Source organism: Sphingomonas yabuuchiae (genome assembly GCF_001477495.1).
Taxonomy (GTDB): Bacteria; Pseudomonadota; Alphaproteobacteria; order Sphingomonadales; family Sphingomonadaceae; genus Sphingomonas; species Sphingomonas yabuuchiae_A.
This window is the reverse complement of record NZ_LDTF01000007.1, coordinates 143014-157244: the sequence shown is the minus strand read 5'-3', so window position 1 is coordinate 157244 and position 14231 is coordinate 143014. Positions and strand designations below refer to the sequence as shown.

Genomic DNA, 14231 nt, shown 5'->3' with positions numbered 1-14231 from the left:
GCTTGGCCCTCAGATCGTCGGCAAGCCCCGCTCCACGATCTTGCGGATCAGATCGCGATGCTTCGGCAGCCCCGCGAGCAAACGCCCGGTCTGCACGTCATTCTCCCGCCGCGCCCGCTGGGCCGACACCGTCTCGGCGATCAGGCTGCCCGGTGCGATGTCGGTGCGCTGGCCCATGCCGTAGAGGACGTACTGATAGCTGGCCGAGGGGAACACTTCTTCCACCCGGTCGAACTCGTCATGCATCCACGGCGCCTGATAGCGCCACAGTTCCATCAATTCCTGCAAGCGATCCGGCATCGTCTCAGGCCGGCAATTGTCGCGCCAGAAATCGCTGTCGGTCCGCTTGGTCAGCGAATAATGCAGCTTAAGGAAATCGACGATCCGGCCCCAGCGATACAGCGTCGTCTCGTTGAACCGTTTGGCGACCGTATCCATCACCTCGCGACAGGCGGGCATCTGCTCCGCGATCAGCTTGGCCGACAGCTCGATCAACACGATCGCCGACGCCTCCAGCGGTTCCAGGAACCCCGCCGCCAGCCCGACGCCGACGCAGTTGCGCTCCCAGAAGCGGGTGCGATGGCCCGCGTGGATCTTCAACTCGCGAACCGGCAGGTCATGCCCCGCCTCGCCCAGATAGGCACGCAATTCGCGCTCTGCGGCGTCACGATCGATATGGCTGCTGGAAAAGACATGCCCCACCCCGCGCCGCGTCGGCAGGCCGATGTCCCAGATCCAGCCCGAGGACTGCGCCGTCGAAATGGTATGCGAGGCGATCGGTGCCTCGGGATCGTCATAGGGCACCTGGATGGCGAGCGCGGTGTCGCAGAACAGCACGTCGTTCAGCGGCTTGAACGGCACCCCCATCGCCTCGCCGAGCAGCAGCGAGCGAAAGCCGGTGCAGTCGACGAACAGCTCGCCCGTCACTTCGCCCGCCTGCGCCGTCCGAACGCTGCGAATGTCGCCGCTCTCGGTCAGCAGCACCTCTTCGACATCGGCCAGCACATGCCGAACGCCCAGTTGCTCGCAGCAATGGCGGCGAAGGAAGTCGGCGAATTTGCCCGCATCGAGGTGATAGGCATAATTGGCGATCGCCTCATATTCGGGCGTCGCGATCGTCTTGGGGGCCAGCCCCGCCTCACAGATGCGCCCCTGCGGCGTCACTGCGTCGCAGAAGCTGACGTCCTCGCCTTCCGCGGTCAGCCAGTGCGGTGCCAGGTTCACCTGCGCGAAGCTCTGCGGCAGCATCAGCGGATGGTAATAGCCGTCATCGGCCGCGCCCGTGGTCCAGCGATTGAACCGCGCACCCTGTTTGAACGAAGCGTCGCATTCGCGGAAGAACGCCGTTTCCGACACACCCATCTTGCGCAAAGTCGTGCGCAGCGTGGGCCAGGTCCCCTCGCCCACGCCGATGATCGGCACATTGGGGGACTCGACCAAGGTGACGGTGAAGCCATGCGGCCGCCGCCCCTGATGCCGGGCGGCGATAACACCGGCGGTCAGCCAACCGGCCGTACCACCGCCGACGATCACGATATTCTGAACGGGCTGAACCATGGGTCAGTAGGTCCAAGAAGCGGCGGGGATGTCAAGCCGAAGCCGGCCATCCCCGCCACCGGCCATCATCAGAAGCGATAGCGCGCGCCGAGCGTGAAGCGGCGGCCATAATCGAACACGTCGAGCAGCTGGTTCTTGAACCGGCCATGCGTGCTCTGCTTGTTCTTGTTGATGTTGAGCGCCTCACCGAAGATCGAAAAATTCTTCGTGACGTCGTAGCTGCTGGTCAGGTCGACCTGGAAGCTCTGGTTCACGAAGGTCGGCTCGGCACCGTACGACCCGGTATTCTGGTTCTGCCCAAAGCCCGACAGATACTCGTCACGCCAGTTCAGCGCGGTCCGGAACTGGAAGCCGTTCTTGTCATAGAAGCCGACGAAATTCGCCGAATTCGCAAGGCCGGTCACCGCAAAGCCGCTCTGGCCGACGATCTTCGGGTCATAGGGCTTGTTGGTGTTGACGAAGGTGCCGTTGGCCTGGAAGCCGAAGCCGCTGTCGCCGAACACCTGCTGCCACGCGATTTCGACACCACGAACCGTTGCGTCGGGACCGTTGACCTGCGCCGTGATGGCGAAGACCGCCGGGTTGCCCGTCGTCGGATCGATCACGCCGCCCACCGTCTGGTTGGTCACGCCGCCGACGATGAAGTTGCTGACATTCTTCAGGAAGAGGTCGACCGCGATGTACGAGTTACGCTGGTAATACCATTCCGCCGCCACGTCGAAATTGCTGGCGAGATAGGGCTTCAGGTTCGGGTTGCCACCGCTGCCTGACAGGGCACCGACACGCTGGCCGTTGCCGATGCCGACGACGGGGTTCAGCAAGTTGAGGGCCGGACGGGTCAGCGTGCGCGACGCGTCGAAACGCAACTGAAGCTTATCGGTCACTTCCAGTCGCAGATCGACCGAAGGCAGAACGTAAGTGTAGCTGCTGCGGTTCGAAATTGGCTGGACGTCGGTAAAGGCGATCGACAGCAGCGTCGGATCGGCGGCACTGCGCGTGATGGTCGTAGGCGCCCGGCCCTGGCCGATCGACCGGAGACGCGTGTTCTCGGTCCGCACGCCGAAGGCGGCGTGCAGCGGCATGTTGCCGATCTGACCTTCCATCTTGCCGCTGAAGAACAGCGAAAGGGTCTTTTCGTTGACCGACAGGATGCTGCCCGGATCGACCGCTTCGGTGAACTGGCCGGTGAAGCCGTTCACGCCACCATTATAGTTGAAGCCGGGGACGTTCTGCGCCTGCGGGTTGCCCAGGCTGGTCAGATAGTTCTGATAGGCCTGCGGGCTGTAGATCAGGACCGAGGGCGGCAGGCTGCCGCCGAAGCCCGGGATGAAGTTATTGAGGCTGATCGATCCCTGATACAGGCTCGACGGCAACGGCGAGACGCCCGAGCCTTGGCCCGACGGTGCACCATAACCGGCATAAGCCTGCCAGAAATTGTTGGTGAAGGTACTGCGGTTCAGCAGGTTGAAGGTGTCGTCGGTGTACTGACCACCCGCCTTGAGGGTGATGTTGTCCTCTTTCCAGGTCACGACGCCACGGAATTGTTTCAGCTCGTCGGTGTTCTTCTGGGTTTGCAGAACGGTGACGTGCGACCCGATCACCGTCGGATCGGCCCAACGAGCACCGTTACCGGCGGGACCGAAATTGCTGATCGACGGGAACGCCTTGTTGCTGTCGGCGGTGATGTTGAAGCCCAGATTGGTACCCAGCGCGCCGCCATAGCCGATGTCGCCGTTGCTGCTGCCGATCGTGTTGCCCGGGTTCAGCCAGCTCTTGGCATAGGCGCCGTCCGCCTCGACGGTCAGCTTCTCGGTGACGTCCCACTTGACGTTCAGACCGGTCTGGTTGGTCTGAAGGATCTGCTTGTTCATCGCGGCGGTGAAGTCGGTCGGCGAACCGGCCTGGGTAAAGCTGACCGCCGTGCCGTTGGCGTCCTGCTTGACGTTGCGCAGCGACTCCTGGCTGAACCACACGCCAAAGCCGTAAATGTCCGTCGAGATCGTCTGGCGCGAGAAGTTATTGTCCAGCGTGACCATCAGGCCATCGGACGGATGCCATTGCAACGCGACGCGGCCGTCGACGCGCTCGTCCTGGGTCCGCTGCTGTTCGGCGCCATATTGCTGCGGGAACCAGCCGGTCAGGGTGCGGCGGTCGCTGGCTGCGGCTGTGGCGCTGGTGGTCGGGTTGCAGGTCGCGGCCGTGCTGCCGGTGAGCTGGCACGGCGCGAAGTTGCCGCCCGGCCAACCCGACACGAAGACGCGGTTGGTATCGGTATCACGGCGGGTATAGATAAAGCTCGACAGAATGCCGAGCGTATCATCGGCGAAGGTATCGCTGACCAGCGCGCCGAGCGTCGGCACGACATGGCCCGCCCGATCCTGCAGCGAACCCGAGGCGCTGACGGCGGCGCGGAAGCCGGGATGGTCGAACGGCTTGGGGAACTGGATATCGACGGTTGCGCCGATCGAACTGGACGCGAGCGACACGTCGGGCGTCTTCAGGACGCTGATGCCGCCGATGAAATCCGAGCCCACGGTGCTGAAGTCGATCTGGCGACCGCCGGTCGCGGTCGAGATGCGGCGGCCGTCATACAGCGTGGTGTTGAAGTCGCCGCCAAAGCCGCGAACCGTAATGCCGGTCGGCTCACCGCGTGCACCGGACCGCTGGATCGAGACGCCCGGCAAGCGCTGGAGCGATGCCGCGACGTTGGAATCGGGAAATTTGCCAATGTCTTCCGCCGAGATCGCGTCGACGACACCGGTCGCGGTACGCTTGATGTCGAGGTTGCGCTGCAAGGAGCTGCGCAGGCCGGTGACGACGATGTCGGCGGTCGTCGCCTCGCCGACGGGAGACGGGCTGTTATTGGCTTCGCTGGGTGCGGTGGCCTGATCCTGCGGGGTTCCGGCCTGTTGGGCGGTGGTGGTGTTGGCCTGGACCGGTACGTCCGGGCGGACCGCGCCGCCGGTCTGGGCGAAGGCCGTCCCCGGCGACACCATGGCAAGGGCCATGAGCGGCGAGACGCCCGCCATCAAGGTCCGGCGCGAAACGAATGCAGCCACAAAAGCCGTGCGAGCCACCATCTTCCCCTCTCCTACGTTTATCATATTCATGCGCGATCGACGTTCTTGCGCCGTACCACCCATTCGATGACTCGATGTTAGCGTTATAATAGATGCATCACAAGCCATTTGTCAGAGCGGATGCTAACCGCTATCCCGTGGCTTGACGGCAGGCGCATGGGACGAACACAGTCCCGGCCTGACCGCCCCGTTTCGGAACCACCGCGACGGGGTCAGAGGGGATGAAGGGACAATCGGCATGGCCGAAATGGAATTGCTCGACAGCGCGCGTCATGCGGCCCTGCGCGTCTCCGCCGCCCCCGATGGGGGCCGTCACTTCGTCCAGCTGGTGGCCGACGAGTTCCTGCCCGCCGCGATCCATTACCCGATCCTGATGGCCCGCCATCCCGAGACCGGCGACCTGTATCCGGGCGCGCTGATGGGACTGGTGCCGGATGAAAATCTCTGTCTCTCGCCAAACGGGACGCTGGCCGATTATCGCCCTGCCGATCTGGAGCGACAGGGCTTCTATGTCTCGGGCGAGAATATCGCGATCGACGTGCATCATCCCGCGCTGACCCAGATGGACGGCGCCGCCCTGTTCGACACGGACGGCGGCCCTGCCCCCGCGCTGCGCAGGGTACAGGCGGCGCTGCGGCGGCTGCATGTCGGCCTGCCGGAAACCGAGCAGTTCCTGCGACGGCTGGAGGAGAACAGGCTGGTCGAGCCGATCGACCTGAGCTTCGAATTCGACAATGGCGAAAGCCTGCGGCTCGACTCGCTCTACACGATCAGCCTGGATGCGTTGCATGCCCTGCCTGACGACGTCGCACTGGCATTGTTCCGCTCGGGCGACCTGCAACTCATCTATGCGATCACCGGATCGGTCCGGCATATCCCGACGCTGGCACGGCGACGCAACGAGCGGCTGAGCGGTCTCCCCCGATGACCCGGACGGCGGTCGAGATCGATCGCGTGGCGCTGGACGGGCATGAGGCCTTTCGGCGGCTGGTGGTCGAACCCTGCCGCCCGGTCGTCATTCGCGGTGCGGCGTCGGACTGGCCGCTGACGGGGGCCGCGACGATCGATCAGCATGCCCTCTCCGCCTATCTCGCGCGTTTCGATGCAGGTCGGCAGATCGAGGCATTCGTCGGCGATCCGGCGATCAGTGGCCGCTACGATTACAATGACGACATGTCGGGCTTCAACTTCCGGCGCCAGGCTATGCCGCTGGCCGAGGCGGTGCGACGCATCGCGACGGGGAGCGACAGCGAGACGCTGTATGTCGGATCCTTGCCGATCGCCAACGCCCTGCCCGGTTTGGCCGAAGAGAACCGCCTGCCCTTCGCACCGCCGGGCATCTCGCCATTGATCTGGATCGGACATGCGTCGACCGTCGCGTGTCATTACGACATGATGGACAATATCGCCTGCGTGGTGGCCGGGCGGCGGACCTTCACTTTGTATCCGCCCGACGCGATCGGCGACCTTTATGTCGGGCCGATCGATCATACCATGGCAGGCCAGCCGGTCGCCCTCGCCGCCGGGGCCGGGCCCGGCGATCCGCGCTATCCCCGCTTCGAGCAGGCGCGCGACCGGGCGATCACCATCGAGCTGGGGCCTGGCGATGCCCTCTACATGCCCAAGCTCTGGTGGCACCGGGTCGAGGCGACGGGGGCGCTCAACATCCTGGTCAATTACTGGTGGGACGCCTTTCCGGTCGGCCCCGATCAGCCTTTCCCGACCATGCTCCTCGCCATGAGCGCAATCGCGGGCCGCCCGCCCGCCGAACGCGCCGCGTGGCGGGCCTGGTTCGATCATTATGTCTTCCGCCTCGACGGCCATCCGCTCGCGCATCTGCCCGAGGCGCGTCACGGGGTTCTGAGCGACGGCCCGGACCATGCCAGGATGGTCCGGGCGCACGCGATGCGGATGCTGCGCGGGGGTTAGCGCGGGCTGAGCGTCACCCCCTGAACCACGACTTCGGGATCGACCAGCCAGAGGGTGACGCGATGCTTGCCCGCAGACAGGGCAGGCAGCATGGTCGAGGCGACACGCCGGTTCTCGATCACCGAACGGCCCCACGTCTCTTCCGTCTCGCCTGCCATCAGGTTCAGCATGATCGACGCGCCGTCATCGACCGACACCGCGATCCGGTGCTTGCCCCCGCCCCGCACGTCGAGACCCGGCGCCGCCACCACGCCCAGCGTCACCGGTCCGGCTTTGGTCCAGTTCACGTCATAGGCGATATGCGGACTGTCACCGCCCGGCCGTTCGATCACGGGTGCGGTGGTCGGCGTCGCGACCATCGCGGCACCCGCGGCGGTGAAGCCCGCGACGCGCTGCCACCGAATACCGCGGCCATCGACCGCGCGACCGGCGTCGGCGGCGATCCGGACCAACGGTTTCGGCGTAACCGGCGGCAGCGGCAACGGCTTTTCGACTGTCGCCAGCGCGGGCATCACATCCGCATCGGGCTGCTGCCAGCCGGTATAGCCGATATGCGTCTGGGCCATCATGCTGGTCCATTTGCCGCCTGCCGTATCCACCTCGTAGCGGCGGCGGATCGCCGCATCCTGCGCGAAATAGCCGCGCGCGGCGTCTGCGAAACGCTTGGCCTTGGCCGCATCCCCCGCCTGCGCCGCCGCGCGGTTAGCGGCGACCGCTTCGTACAGCCGGTGGAGATTGGTCATCGCCTCGACCCGGTGGAGCACCAGTTCATAATAGGCGTCGCGCGGATTGGCGGGCAGCGTCGCCCCGACCCGGCGTGCCTGCGCATCCAAGACGTTCCACTCGCCCAGCACCCGCGTCCATTCGCCATCGGCATAGCCATAGGTCGTGGCATCGATCAGCTCGGGCTTGCGACGGCTGGCCAGTTGGCCATAGCGGGTCAGGAGCGCGCCGATTTCCGTCCCGTACGCGGCGCCGAACTGCGCCGTGGCCCATTTCGCCGGATAAGCCTGCATCGCGGCCAGATCCATGCGTTTGGGGTTCCACGCCATGTCGAGGAAGAAGCCGATCGGATATTCCATCGGCTTCAGGTCGCCGACATTGACGATCCAAAGGCGGTCCGCACCGTAGTCGTCGGCCATCCGCATCTGTTGCCAGACGCGCGGAATGGCATTGGTGTCGAGCCACTTATAGTTACGCGGCCCGCCGACATAATCGAAATGATAATAGACCCCCGCCCCGCCCGCGCGGCGCTCACCGATCGGCGGCAGGCGGCGGATATTGCCCCAATTGTCGTCGGCGAACAGCAGGGTCACGTCATCGGGAACGCGCATCCCCTTGTCGTAATAATCCTGCACCTCCTTGTAGAGCGCCCAGACCTGCGGCGTCTCGGCCGCGGGGCGCCTGGTCACGTCGGCGATGATCTGGCGCTGGTCGCGGACGATCCGCTCCAACAGGTCGGTCGCGGTGCCCTCGGTCATCGGCTCGTCGCCGTCGCCCCGCATGCCGATCGTCACGGGGTCCTCTGCCTTGCCGCGCCGCTCGATACCTTTGCGCCAGAAGGCCCGGAGCACGGGAGCGTTCTTCATATAGTCCCAGGGGCCGGTACCCTCCCGCTTCCAGTCGGCCTGCGCCCGCTGCATCGGTTCGTGATGCGAAGTGCCGAGCAGCACCCCCATTTCCTGCGCCAGCGGAGCGGAGGCGGGATCGTCCTCCCACAGCGACTTGCCCCACATAGCGGGCCAAATGAAATTGGCCTTGGAGCGGAGCAGCAGGTTGAATACCTTCTCATAGGCCAGGTGATTGACCCCGCCGAACTTGGTCCGCGCCCAGTTGCCGAAGCCCGGTTCCTCGTCATTGATGAAGATCCCGCGATATTTGACCACCGGATGATCCGCGACGCGCCCCGCCGTCAGATAGAGGATCGGGTGCGCCTGCGCGGGCACATCGGCCCACCAGGTCCAGGGACTGACGCCCGCCTTGGCGCTGATGTCGTACAGGCCGAAGATCGTTCCGCGACGATCCGATCCGGCGATGACCAGCGCCCGGGCGACACCAGGCGCGGGATTGTCGACGACCTGCTCGACATAGCCTTCCCACTGACCGGCCAGCCCCGAGACGTCGAGCTTGCCCGCCTTCACCAGCGCATCGATCACCGCGCTATGGCCCAGCGTCCCCGCGATCACCGTCGCGCCGCCCGAGACGTTGTGGGCCAGCCTGACCTCGCCGCCGCCCACCGCTTTCAGATCGGCGACCAGATCGCTGGCGGCGCGCGCCACGCCGGGCTCATCCCCCGCATCGACGACGACCGTCGCCATTCGCCCCGGCACCAGCAGCGACAGCGCCCCCGGCGTCGCCCGCTCGCACGCCGCCACGGCGCCGGTGCAATCGGGCGCGGCCCAGGCGACACCGGGGATCAGCGCCGTCAGCGCAGCGGACAGGAACAGGTGGCGCATCGTCTCTCTCCTCGCCCCGTCCTTGAAAAGCGGGGCGTTCTTCATTGGATTTCCCGCCCGTTATCGCTACCATCCACCGAAGCCGCAAGCGCGGATCGACGAAAGAGAGAGGATGGGGATGACGCCGTTCAGCCAGTTTTACAGGGCCGCAGGGCTGATCGCGATGGCCGCGGCAATGACCGCCGCCGCGCCCATGCAGGGCGCGCGCTGGACGCCGGCCTGGGGATCGTCGCAGATGCGGATCGACGGGCCGAACGCTGACAAGCTCGCCAAGGCTGGACCTGCCACCATCCGTCAGATCGTCCATTTGACCGCCACCGGCAAGACGCTCCGCCTGCGTCTGTCGAACATCGCGGGCACCACCCCGCTGAAGATCGGTGCGGCGACCATCGGGCTGGCGACGCCAGGCCGCTCGGACGTGTCCGCGATCCTGCCGGTGCGGTTCGACGGCACGCCGGACGTAATCGTGCCGCCGGGGGCCGAACTCTACTCCGATCCCATTGCGCTGCCGGTCGAGGCGGGGCGCGACGTGGCGGTCAGCCTGTATTTCCCCGAGGCCGTCACCACCCCGACCGGCCATTCGGGCGCGCGCTCCAAGACCTTCCTGACGGCGGGCGATGCCACGGCGCGGAACGCCCTGCCCGATGCGCAGGTCATCGGCGGATGGTGGGCGCTGTCGGATGTCGAAGTGCGCGACGCGGCTCAGAAGCAGACGGTCGTGACGATCGGCGACTCGATCACCGACGGCTATGGCATCACCGATGACAGCAACACCCGCTGGCCGGACGATCTGGCGCGACGGCTGGCCGCCTCGCCTGCGATGCGAACTTTCTCAGTCGTCAATGCCGGGATCGGCGGCAACCGCGTGCTGCTCGACGGGCTCGGTCCCAATCTGATGGCGCGCTTCGACCGCGACGTGATCGGGCGGCCGGGCGTGACCCATGCGATCCTGCTGGAGGGTGTCAACGATCTGGGCGTGCTGACCCGCGAGAAGCCGGTCGACGCCGCCACGCATCAGGCGATGGTGCACCGGATCATCCAGGCCTATCGCCAACTGGCCGAGCGTGCGCATGCCCATGGCATCAAGCTGATCGTCGGCACGATCACGCCGTTCCAGGGCAATGACTATTACCACCCCGGCCCGGAAACCGAGGCCGACCGGCAGGCGATCAACCGCTTCATCCGCACGGCGGGCATTTTCGACGGCGTGGTCGATTTCGACCGGGTGGTGCGCGATCCGGCCAAGCCCGACCGGCTGCTCCCCGCCTATGACACCGGCGATCACCTGCACCCCAGCATGGCGGGCTATCGCGCCATGGCGGACGCCATCCCCCTGACTCTGTTCACGCGCCGCTGATCAAAAGGCGGCGTCCAGTCCGATCCGAAGCGTGCGCGGCCGCAGCGGCGTCACCTGATCGCGGCCTGTCGTAAAGGGCGTGCCCAGGGCGAAGCGGTTGCCGCGCACATCGGCCAGGTTGGTGATCCCGGCCGTCACGCCGTATCGGCCCAGCCCCAGTCGCGCGGTCACGCCGCTGTCCAGATAGCTGCCCTGCTGCTCGCCCAGGATCGGCCCGACGCCCAGTCGCGACGGTCCGACATAGCGTAGCCAGCCATCGACCCGCACGTCCCGCCCGCCCGACAATGTCCGGCGATAGACCGCCCCCGCCCGGCCGGTGAAGCGCGCGATATTGGGGATCTGGCTTAATCGCGCAAGGATCGCCGCCCGGTCGGTGGCCTGCCCGTCCATCAAGGCAAAGGCCTGCGCGCTCGAAGGCTCGTCGATGCGGCTGTCATTATAGGAAACCGCACCCTCCACCCGCAGCCCTGAGGCGATGCGGAAGCCCGCCAGCGCCTCGATGGTCCAGAGCTGGCCATCGCCGATATTGGCGGTGCTGGGCAGGCCGGTGGCGTCGATGAAGTCGGCCTGGATGTCACGCCATGCCGTGTGCGCCAATGTCAGCGATCCGTCGAAACGGTCCCGCCCCGGCTGCCCGCTCCGCAGGCCTGCCTCTATGGTCGCCACCCGGTCGTTGCGGAACCGGCGCACCAGCGGCCCCTCGATCGTGAGGCCACCGGGCCGGAACCCCTGCTGATAGCGTAGGAAAAGCTGCGCGCCGGGTGTCAGGTCGACCAGCGCCGAGGCGGAGGGCAGCAGGATCGTCTGTGCCCGCCGCGCGGTGACTTCACGCAGCCTGGCCAGCGCTTGAAACGACAAAGCAAGCGGCAAATCCTCACCCGCCCCGTCCAGCACGGACCGGGTGACGCGCAGGCCGCCCGTGGTGAGCAGGCCCGGCAGCAATCGCAGGCTCGCCTCGCCATAGAGCGTCGCCTCCTCCACCGTGTTGACGACGCCGGTGCGCGGCAACAATTGGCCCGGCTCGCCGAACAGCCGGGTCAGGCGGGTGCGGTTGTGAACATAGCTGAACCCCGCAAGCCACCCCGATCCGTTCGGCGCGCTATGCCAGGCGCGGGTCTCGTTGGCCTGCATCCGGGTGGCATTGGCCTGAGCGAACAATTGGACGGGGCCGCCCGGCGGGGTCGCGTCATAGCGCTCCATCAGGTCGTGTGCCGTGACGCCGTTGCTGGATCGGAAGCGCACCCGCCCCACCCGGCCGGACAGGATCATCTGCGCCTGTCCGAAATCGGCGGAAAAACCTTCGGTGACGGGGGCCGAGCGGGTCAGCGGCGGGCCGTTACGATCGGCATATTGGCTGTCGGCGCCGCGGATACGCTGGCCGATCCCGACCGCCTCGATGCTCCAGCCGCCACCCAGATCCGCCTTCACCGCCGCTCGCCCACCCGCGATCCGGGTGCGGTTGACGTCGGTACGGCCGAGCAGTGGCTTGTCGATATAGCCCCCCTCGCTCGCGCTGTCGGCGACCAGCCGGATCGCCAGCCGGTCGGCGATGACGGGCACGTTCAGCACCGCCTGCGCATCCGCGCCCGGTGCGCCGTTGGTGGTGGCCGAACCGCCCAGCATCGCCGAACCCCCGAACCGCGTCGGATCGGGCGCGTTGGGCACCAGCCGGATCAATCCGCCCAGCGATCCCGCGCCGTAAAGGGTGCCCTGCGGCCCCTCCAGCACCTCGACCGCCGCCAGATCGGCCAGCCGCAAATCGGGATCGGGCGCATTATAGCTGAGGCGCAGGTCGCCGAAATATTGCCCGACCGTCGCCTGGGTCGGGCCGGTGAAGCTGGAATCGGCGATGCCCCGAATGAACAGCTTGTTGCGTCCCGCCCCCAGATAGGTGGAGGCGATGGCGGTCATCCGGTCGGCCAGTTTCGACGTGCCGCCCGCGCCGCCCAGTTCCAGATCGGCCCCGGCCACCTGCACCACCTGCCCCGCAAAGTGATCGCGGGTCGTGTCGCGCTTGCTGGCGGTGACGACGACATCTTCGCCCTGCACGTCCGCTGGCGGTTGGGGACGCGGTTTCGGCTTGGGCGCGGGCGAGCGAAGACGCGGGGTCAGTCGCCAGCTTCCGGGTCCCAGCGCCTCGACCCGCGCGCCGCTGCCGCGCGCGATGGCGGCCAGCGCCTGTTCGACCGACAAGGCCCCGCGCAAGGGCGGCACCGGCCGACGCCATAGCCCGGCATCGGGAACCACAATATTGGCGCCCGCCGCGCGACCCAGCGCCATCACCTGCGCCCCCACGGTTCCGGCGGGCAGGTCGAGCGAAACGCGGTCGGCCGCGGTCGCGGGCATCGCCGCCGCCACCAGACATCCCATCCCGCCCCCGACAAATTTCACTCGCGCGGTTCCAGCATCCAGCCGGTCGCCGCCCGCCGCACATTCACATCCATCAGCTGCCCCAGCACCGCCGGATCGCGCCGGACCGCGTCCAGGTCGATCGTCCCCCGGAAGGGGCGCATAGCGATGGCGGGCGCGACCGTCACCGGCCGGGAGAGGAAGCGCGAGACATCCTCTGCGACCAGGCTCAGCGGCGCACCGTCAAAGGCCAGCCTGCCCTCGCGCCAGCCGCCAACCTCCTCCGGCTGCACCGTCGAACGGACAAGACGGTCGCCATCGACCGCCACGACCTGCCCGGCGTCGAGACGGAGTGCCGCCCCCTTGGGGTCGACCATCACCGCCCCCTCGGCCACGGCGACACGGGTCTGTCGGCCCATTCGGACGTCGAACACCGTGCCCAGGTCGATCAGGGCCAGCGGCCCGGCCTGGACCGCAAAGGGGTGCTGTGCGTCATGCCGTACCTGGAAGAGCGCCTCGCCGCGAGCCAGCACTGCCCGGCGCGGTTCGGCCCGGTCCAGTTCGACCCGGCTCAGCCCTGCCAGGGTGACGCTGCTCCCGTCCGACAGCGGAACACGGCGGGTTTCCCCGGCGGCCGTCTCGACCGCATAGGGCTGGGCCCGATCCTGCCACGCGGTCACGCCGATCGCCCCGATCAGCGCCGCCGCCATGGCCCCGCCGATCCAGCGCAGCGGATACCGCCGCACAGGCTCCGGCTCGATCACGATGGGTGACGCCGCCTCGGGTTGCGCCGCCAGCGCCTCCTCGGCCTCCAACAGGGTCGCGGCCGCCCGGTCGTAACGCTCGGCATGGCCGGAGTCGGCTTCCAGCCAGTCGGTAAAGGCATCCCAATCGGCGTTCGCCGGATCGGCCATGCGCAGCGCCCAGTCGAGCGCGACCGTATCGACGCCGTGCGCGGGGGAAATACGGTCCTGGCTCATTCGATCCGTTCCTTTAGCGCGGCCAGCGCATGGGCCGCCATACGGAGATCGCTTTCGACGGTGCTGATACTGACCCCCCATTCGGCCGCCACCTGACGCTGGGGGATGCCGTCGACCCGGACGCGGCGAAAGACGGCGGCGGGGCGCTCCCCCAGGTCGGCCAGCGTGGCCGCGACCCGTTCGGCGGTCTGGCGCGCCGCCACCGCACGTTCGGCACCGGTGGACGCCTCGGGACCTTCACCCTCCGCCCAATCCTGCTCGCGCAATTCCTCCTGCCGCCGCGCCCGATACCGATCGATCATCAGCATGTCGGCGGCGCGGTAGAGATAGGCCAGCGGATTGCCGATCGGCCCGTCTATCCGGGCCGCCACCTTCAGCCACAGATCCTGCACCAGATCCTCCGCCGCATCGCCGGCCCCGCGTACCGTCAGGAAACGGACGAGCTTGTCACGATTGGCAAGGAAAACGGCCTCAAGCCCGGTGGGCGGCATGGTGGAAACCGGCAAAATCGAGTGGGAGTGCC

9 protein-coding genes are annotated in these 14231 nt (G+C 67.1%); 3 read left to right on the top strand and 6 right to left on the bottom strand.

All coding sequences use genetic code 11. The annotated features are described in order from the left end of the window. Positions 1 to 9: 9 nt before the first annotated feature. On the bottom strand, positions 10 to 1557 hold the full coding sequence (locus NS355_RS01970; protein ID WP_058744120.1) for a tryptophan halogenase family protein: 1548 nt from the start codon (positions 1555 to 1557) through the stop codon (positions 10 to 12). A gap of 68 nt (positions 1558 to 1625) precedes the next feature. Then, positions 1626 to 4637 (bottom strand): TonB-dependent receptor, encoded by a 3012-nt coding sequence (locus tag NS355_RS01965; RefSeq protein WP_058744119.1) that lies wholly within the window; start codon positions 4635 to 4637, stop codon positions 1626 to 1628. Between the two features lie 238 nt (positions 4638 to 4875). On the opposite strand from NS355_RS01965, the gene NS355_RS01960 reads away from it, so the two are divergent. Together NS355_RS01960 and NS355_RS01955 are read left to right on the top strand one after the other, a co-directional pair. After that, entirely contained in the window at positions 4876 to 5565 is a 690-nt protein-coding gene (locus NS355_RS01960) for a SapC family protein (RefSeq protein WP_058744118.1), read from the top strand. Then, positions 5562 to 6566, top strand: coding sequence for a cupin-like domain-containing protein (locus NS355_RS01955; protein ID WP_058744117.1), 1005 nt, complete (start codon positions 5562 to 5564; stop codon positions 6564 to 6566). The genes NS355_RS01960 and NS355_RS01955 overlap by 4 nt, the downstream gene beginning before the upstream one ends. Here NS355_RS01955 and NS355_RS01950 read toward each other — a convergent pair. Then, a complete protein-coding gene (locus NS355_RS01950; RefSeq protein WP_058744116.1) occupies positions 6563 to 9022 on the bottom strand; it encodes a glycosyl hydrolase 115 family protein in 2460 nt (819 codons plus the stop codon). The two genes, NS355_RS01955 and NS355_RS01950, sit on opposite strands and share 4 nt — an antisense overlap. 118 nt (positions 9023 to 9140) lie before the next feature. On the opposite strand from NS355_RS01950, the gene NS355_RS01945 reads away from it, so the two are divergent. Next, a complete protein-coding gene (locus NS355_RS01945; RefSeq protein ID WP_058744284.1) occupies positions 9141 to 10379 on the top strand; it encodes an SGNH/GDSL hydrolase family protein in 1239 nt (412 codons plus the stop codon). Here the strand turns inward: NS355_RS01945 and NS355_RS01940 are convergent, their stop codons facing one another. From NS355_RS01940 to NS355_RS01930, 3 genes are read right to left on the bottom strand one after another with little or no spacing between them, the layout of a single operon-like run. Further along, a complete protein-coding gene (locus NS355_RS01940; protein WP_058744115.1) occupies positions 10380 to 12749 on the bottom strand; it encodes a TonB-dependent receptor domain-containing protein in 2370 nt (789 codons plus the stop codon). A gap of 17 nt (positions 12750 to 12766) precedes the next feature. After that, entirely contained in the window at positions 12767 to 13708 is a 942-nt protein-coding gene (locus tag NS355_RS01935) for a FecR family protein (RefSeq protein WP_058744114.1), read from the bottom strand. Further along, positions 13705 to 14199, bottom strand: a complete 495-nt coding sequence (locus NS355_RS01930; RefSeq protein WP_058744113.1) for an RNA polymerase sigma factor — start codon at positions 14197 to 14199, stop codon at positions 13705 to 13707. The genes NS355_RS01935 and NS355_RS01930 overlap by 4 nt, the downstream gene beginning before the upstream one ends. Positions 14200 to 14231 lie beyond the last annotated feature (32 nt).

Bases quoted from the DNA above. Each gene is read 5' to 3' on its own strand.
- NS355_RS01970 (WP_058744120.1), bottom strand. From the start codon at position 1,557: ATGGTTCAGCCCGTTCAGAATATCGTGATCGTCGGCGGTGGTACGGCC.
- NS355_RS01965 (WP_058744119.1), bottom strand. From the start codon at position 4,637: ATGGTGGCTCGCACGGCTTTTGTGGCTGCATTCGTTTCGCGCCGGACC.
- NS355_RS01960 (WP_058744118.1), top strand. From the start codon at position 4,876: ATGGCCGAAATGGAATTGCTCGACAGCGCGCGTCATGCGGCCCTGCGC.
- NS355_RS01955 (WP_058744117.1), top strand. From the start codon at position 5,562: ATGACCCGGACGGCGGTCGAGATCGATCGCGTGGCGCTGGACGGGCAT.
- NS355_RS01950 (WP_058744116.1), bottom strand. From the start codon at position 9,022: ATGCGCCACCTGTTCCTGTCCGCTGCGCTGACGGCGCTGATCCCCGGT.
- NS355_RS01945 (WP_058744284.1), top strand. From the start codon at position 9,141: ATGACGCCGTTCAGCCAGTTTTACAGGGCCGCAGGGCTGATCGCGATG.
- NS355_RS01940 (WP_058744115.1), bottom strand. From the start codon at position 12,749: ATGGGATGTCTGGTGGCGGCGGCGATGCCCGCGACCGCGGCCGACCGC.
- NS355_RS01935 (WP_058744114.1), bottom strand. From the start codon at position 13,708: ATGAGCCAGGACCGTATTTCCCCCGCGCACGGCGTCGATACGGTCGCG.
- NS355_RS01930 (WP_058744113.1), bottom strand. From the start codon at position 14,199: ATGCCGCCCACCGGGCTTGAGGCCGTTTTCCTTGCCAATCGTGACAAG.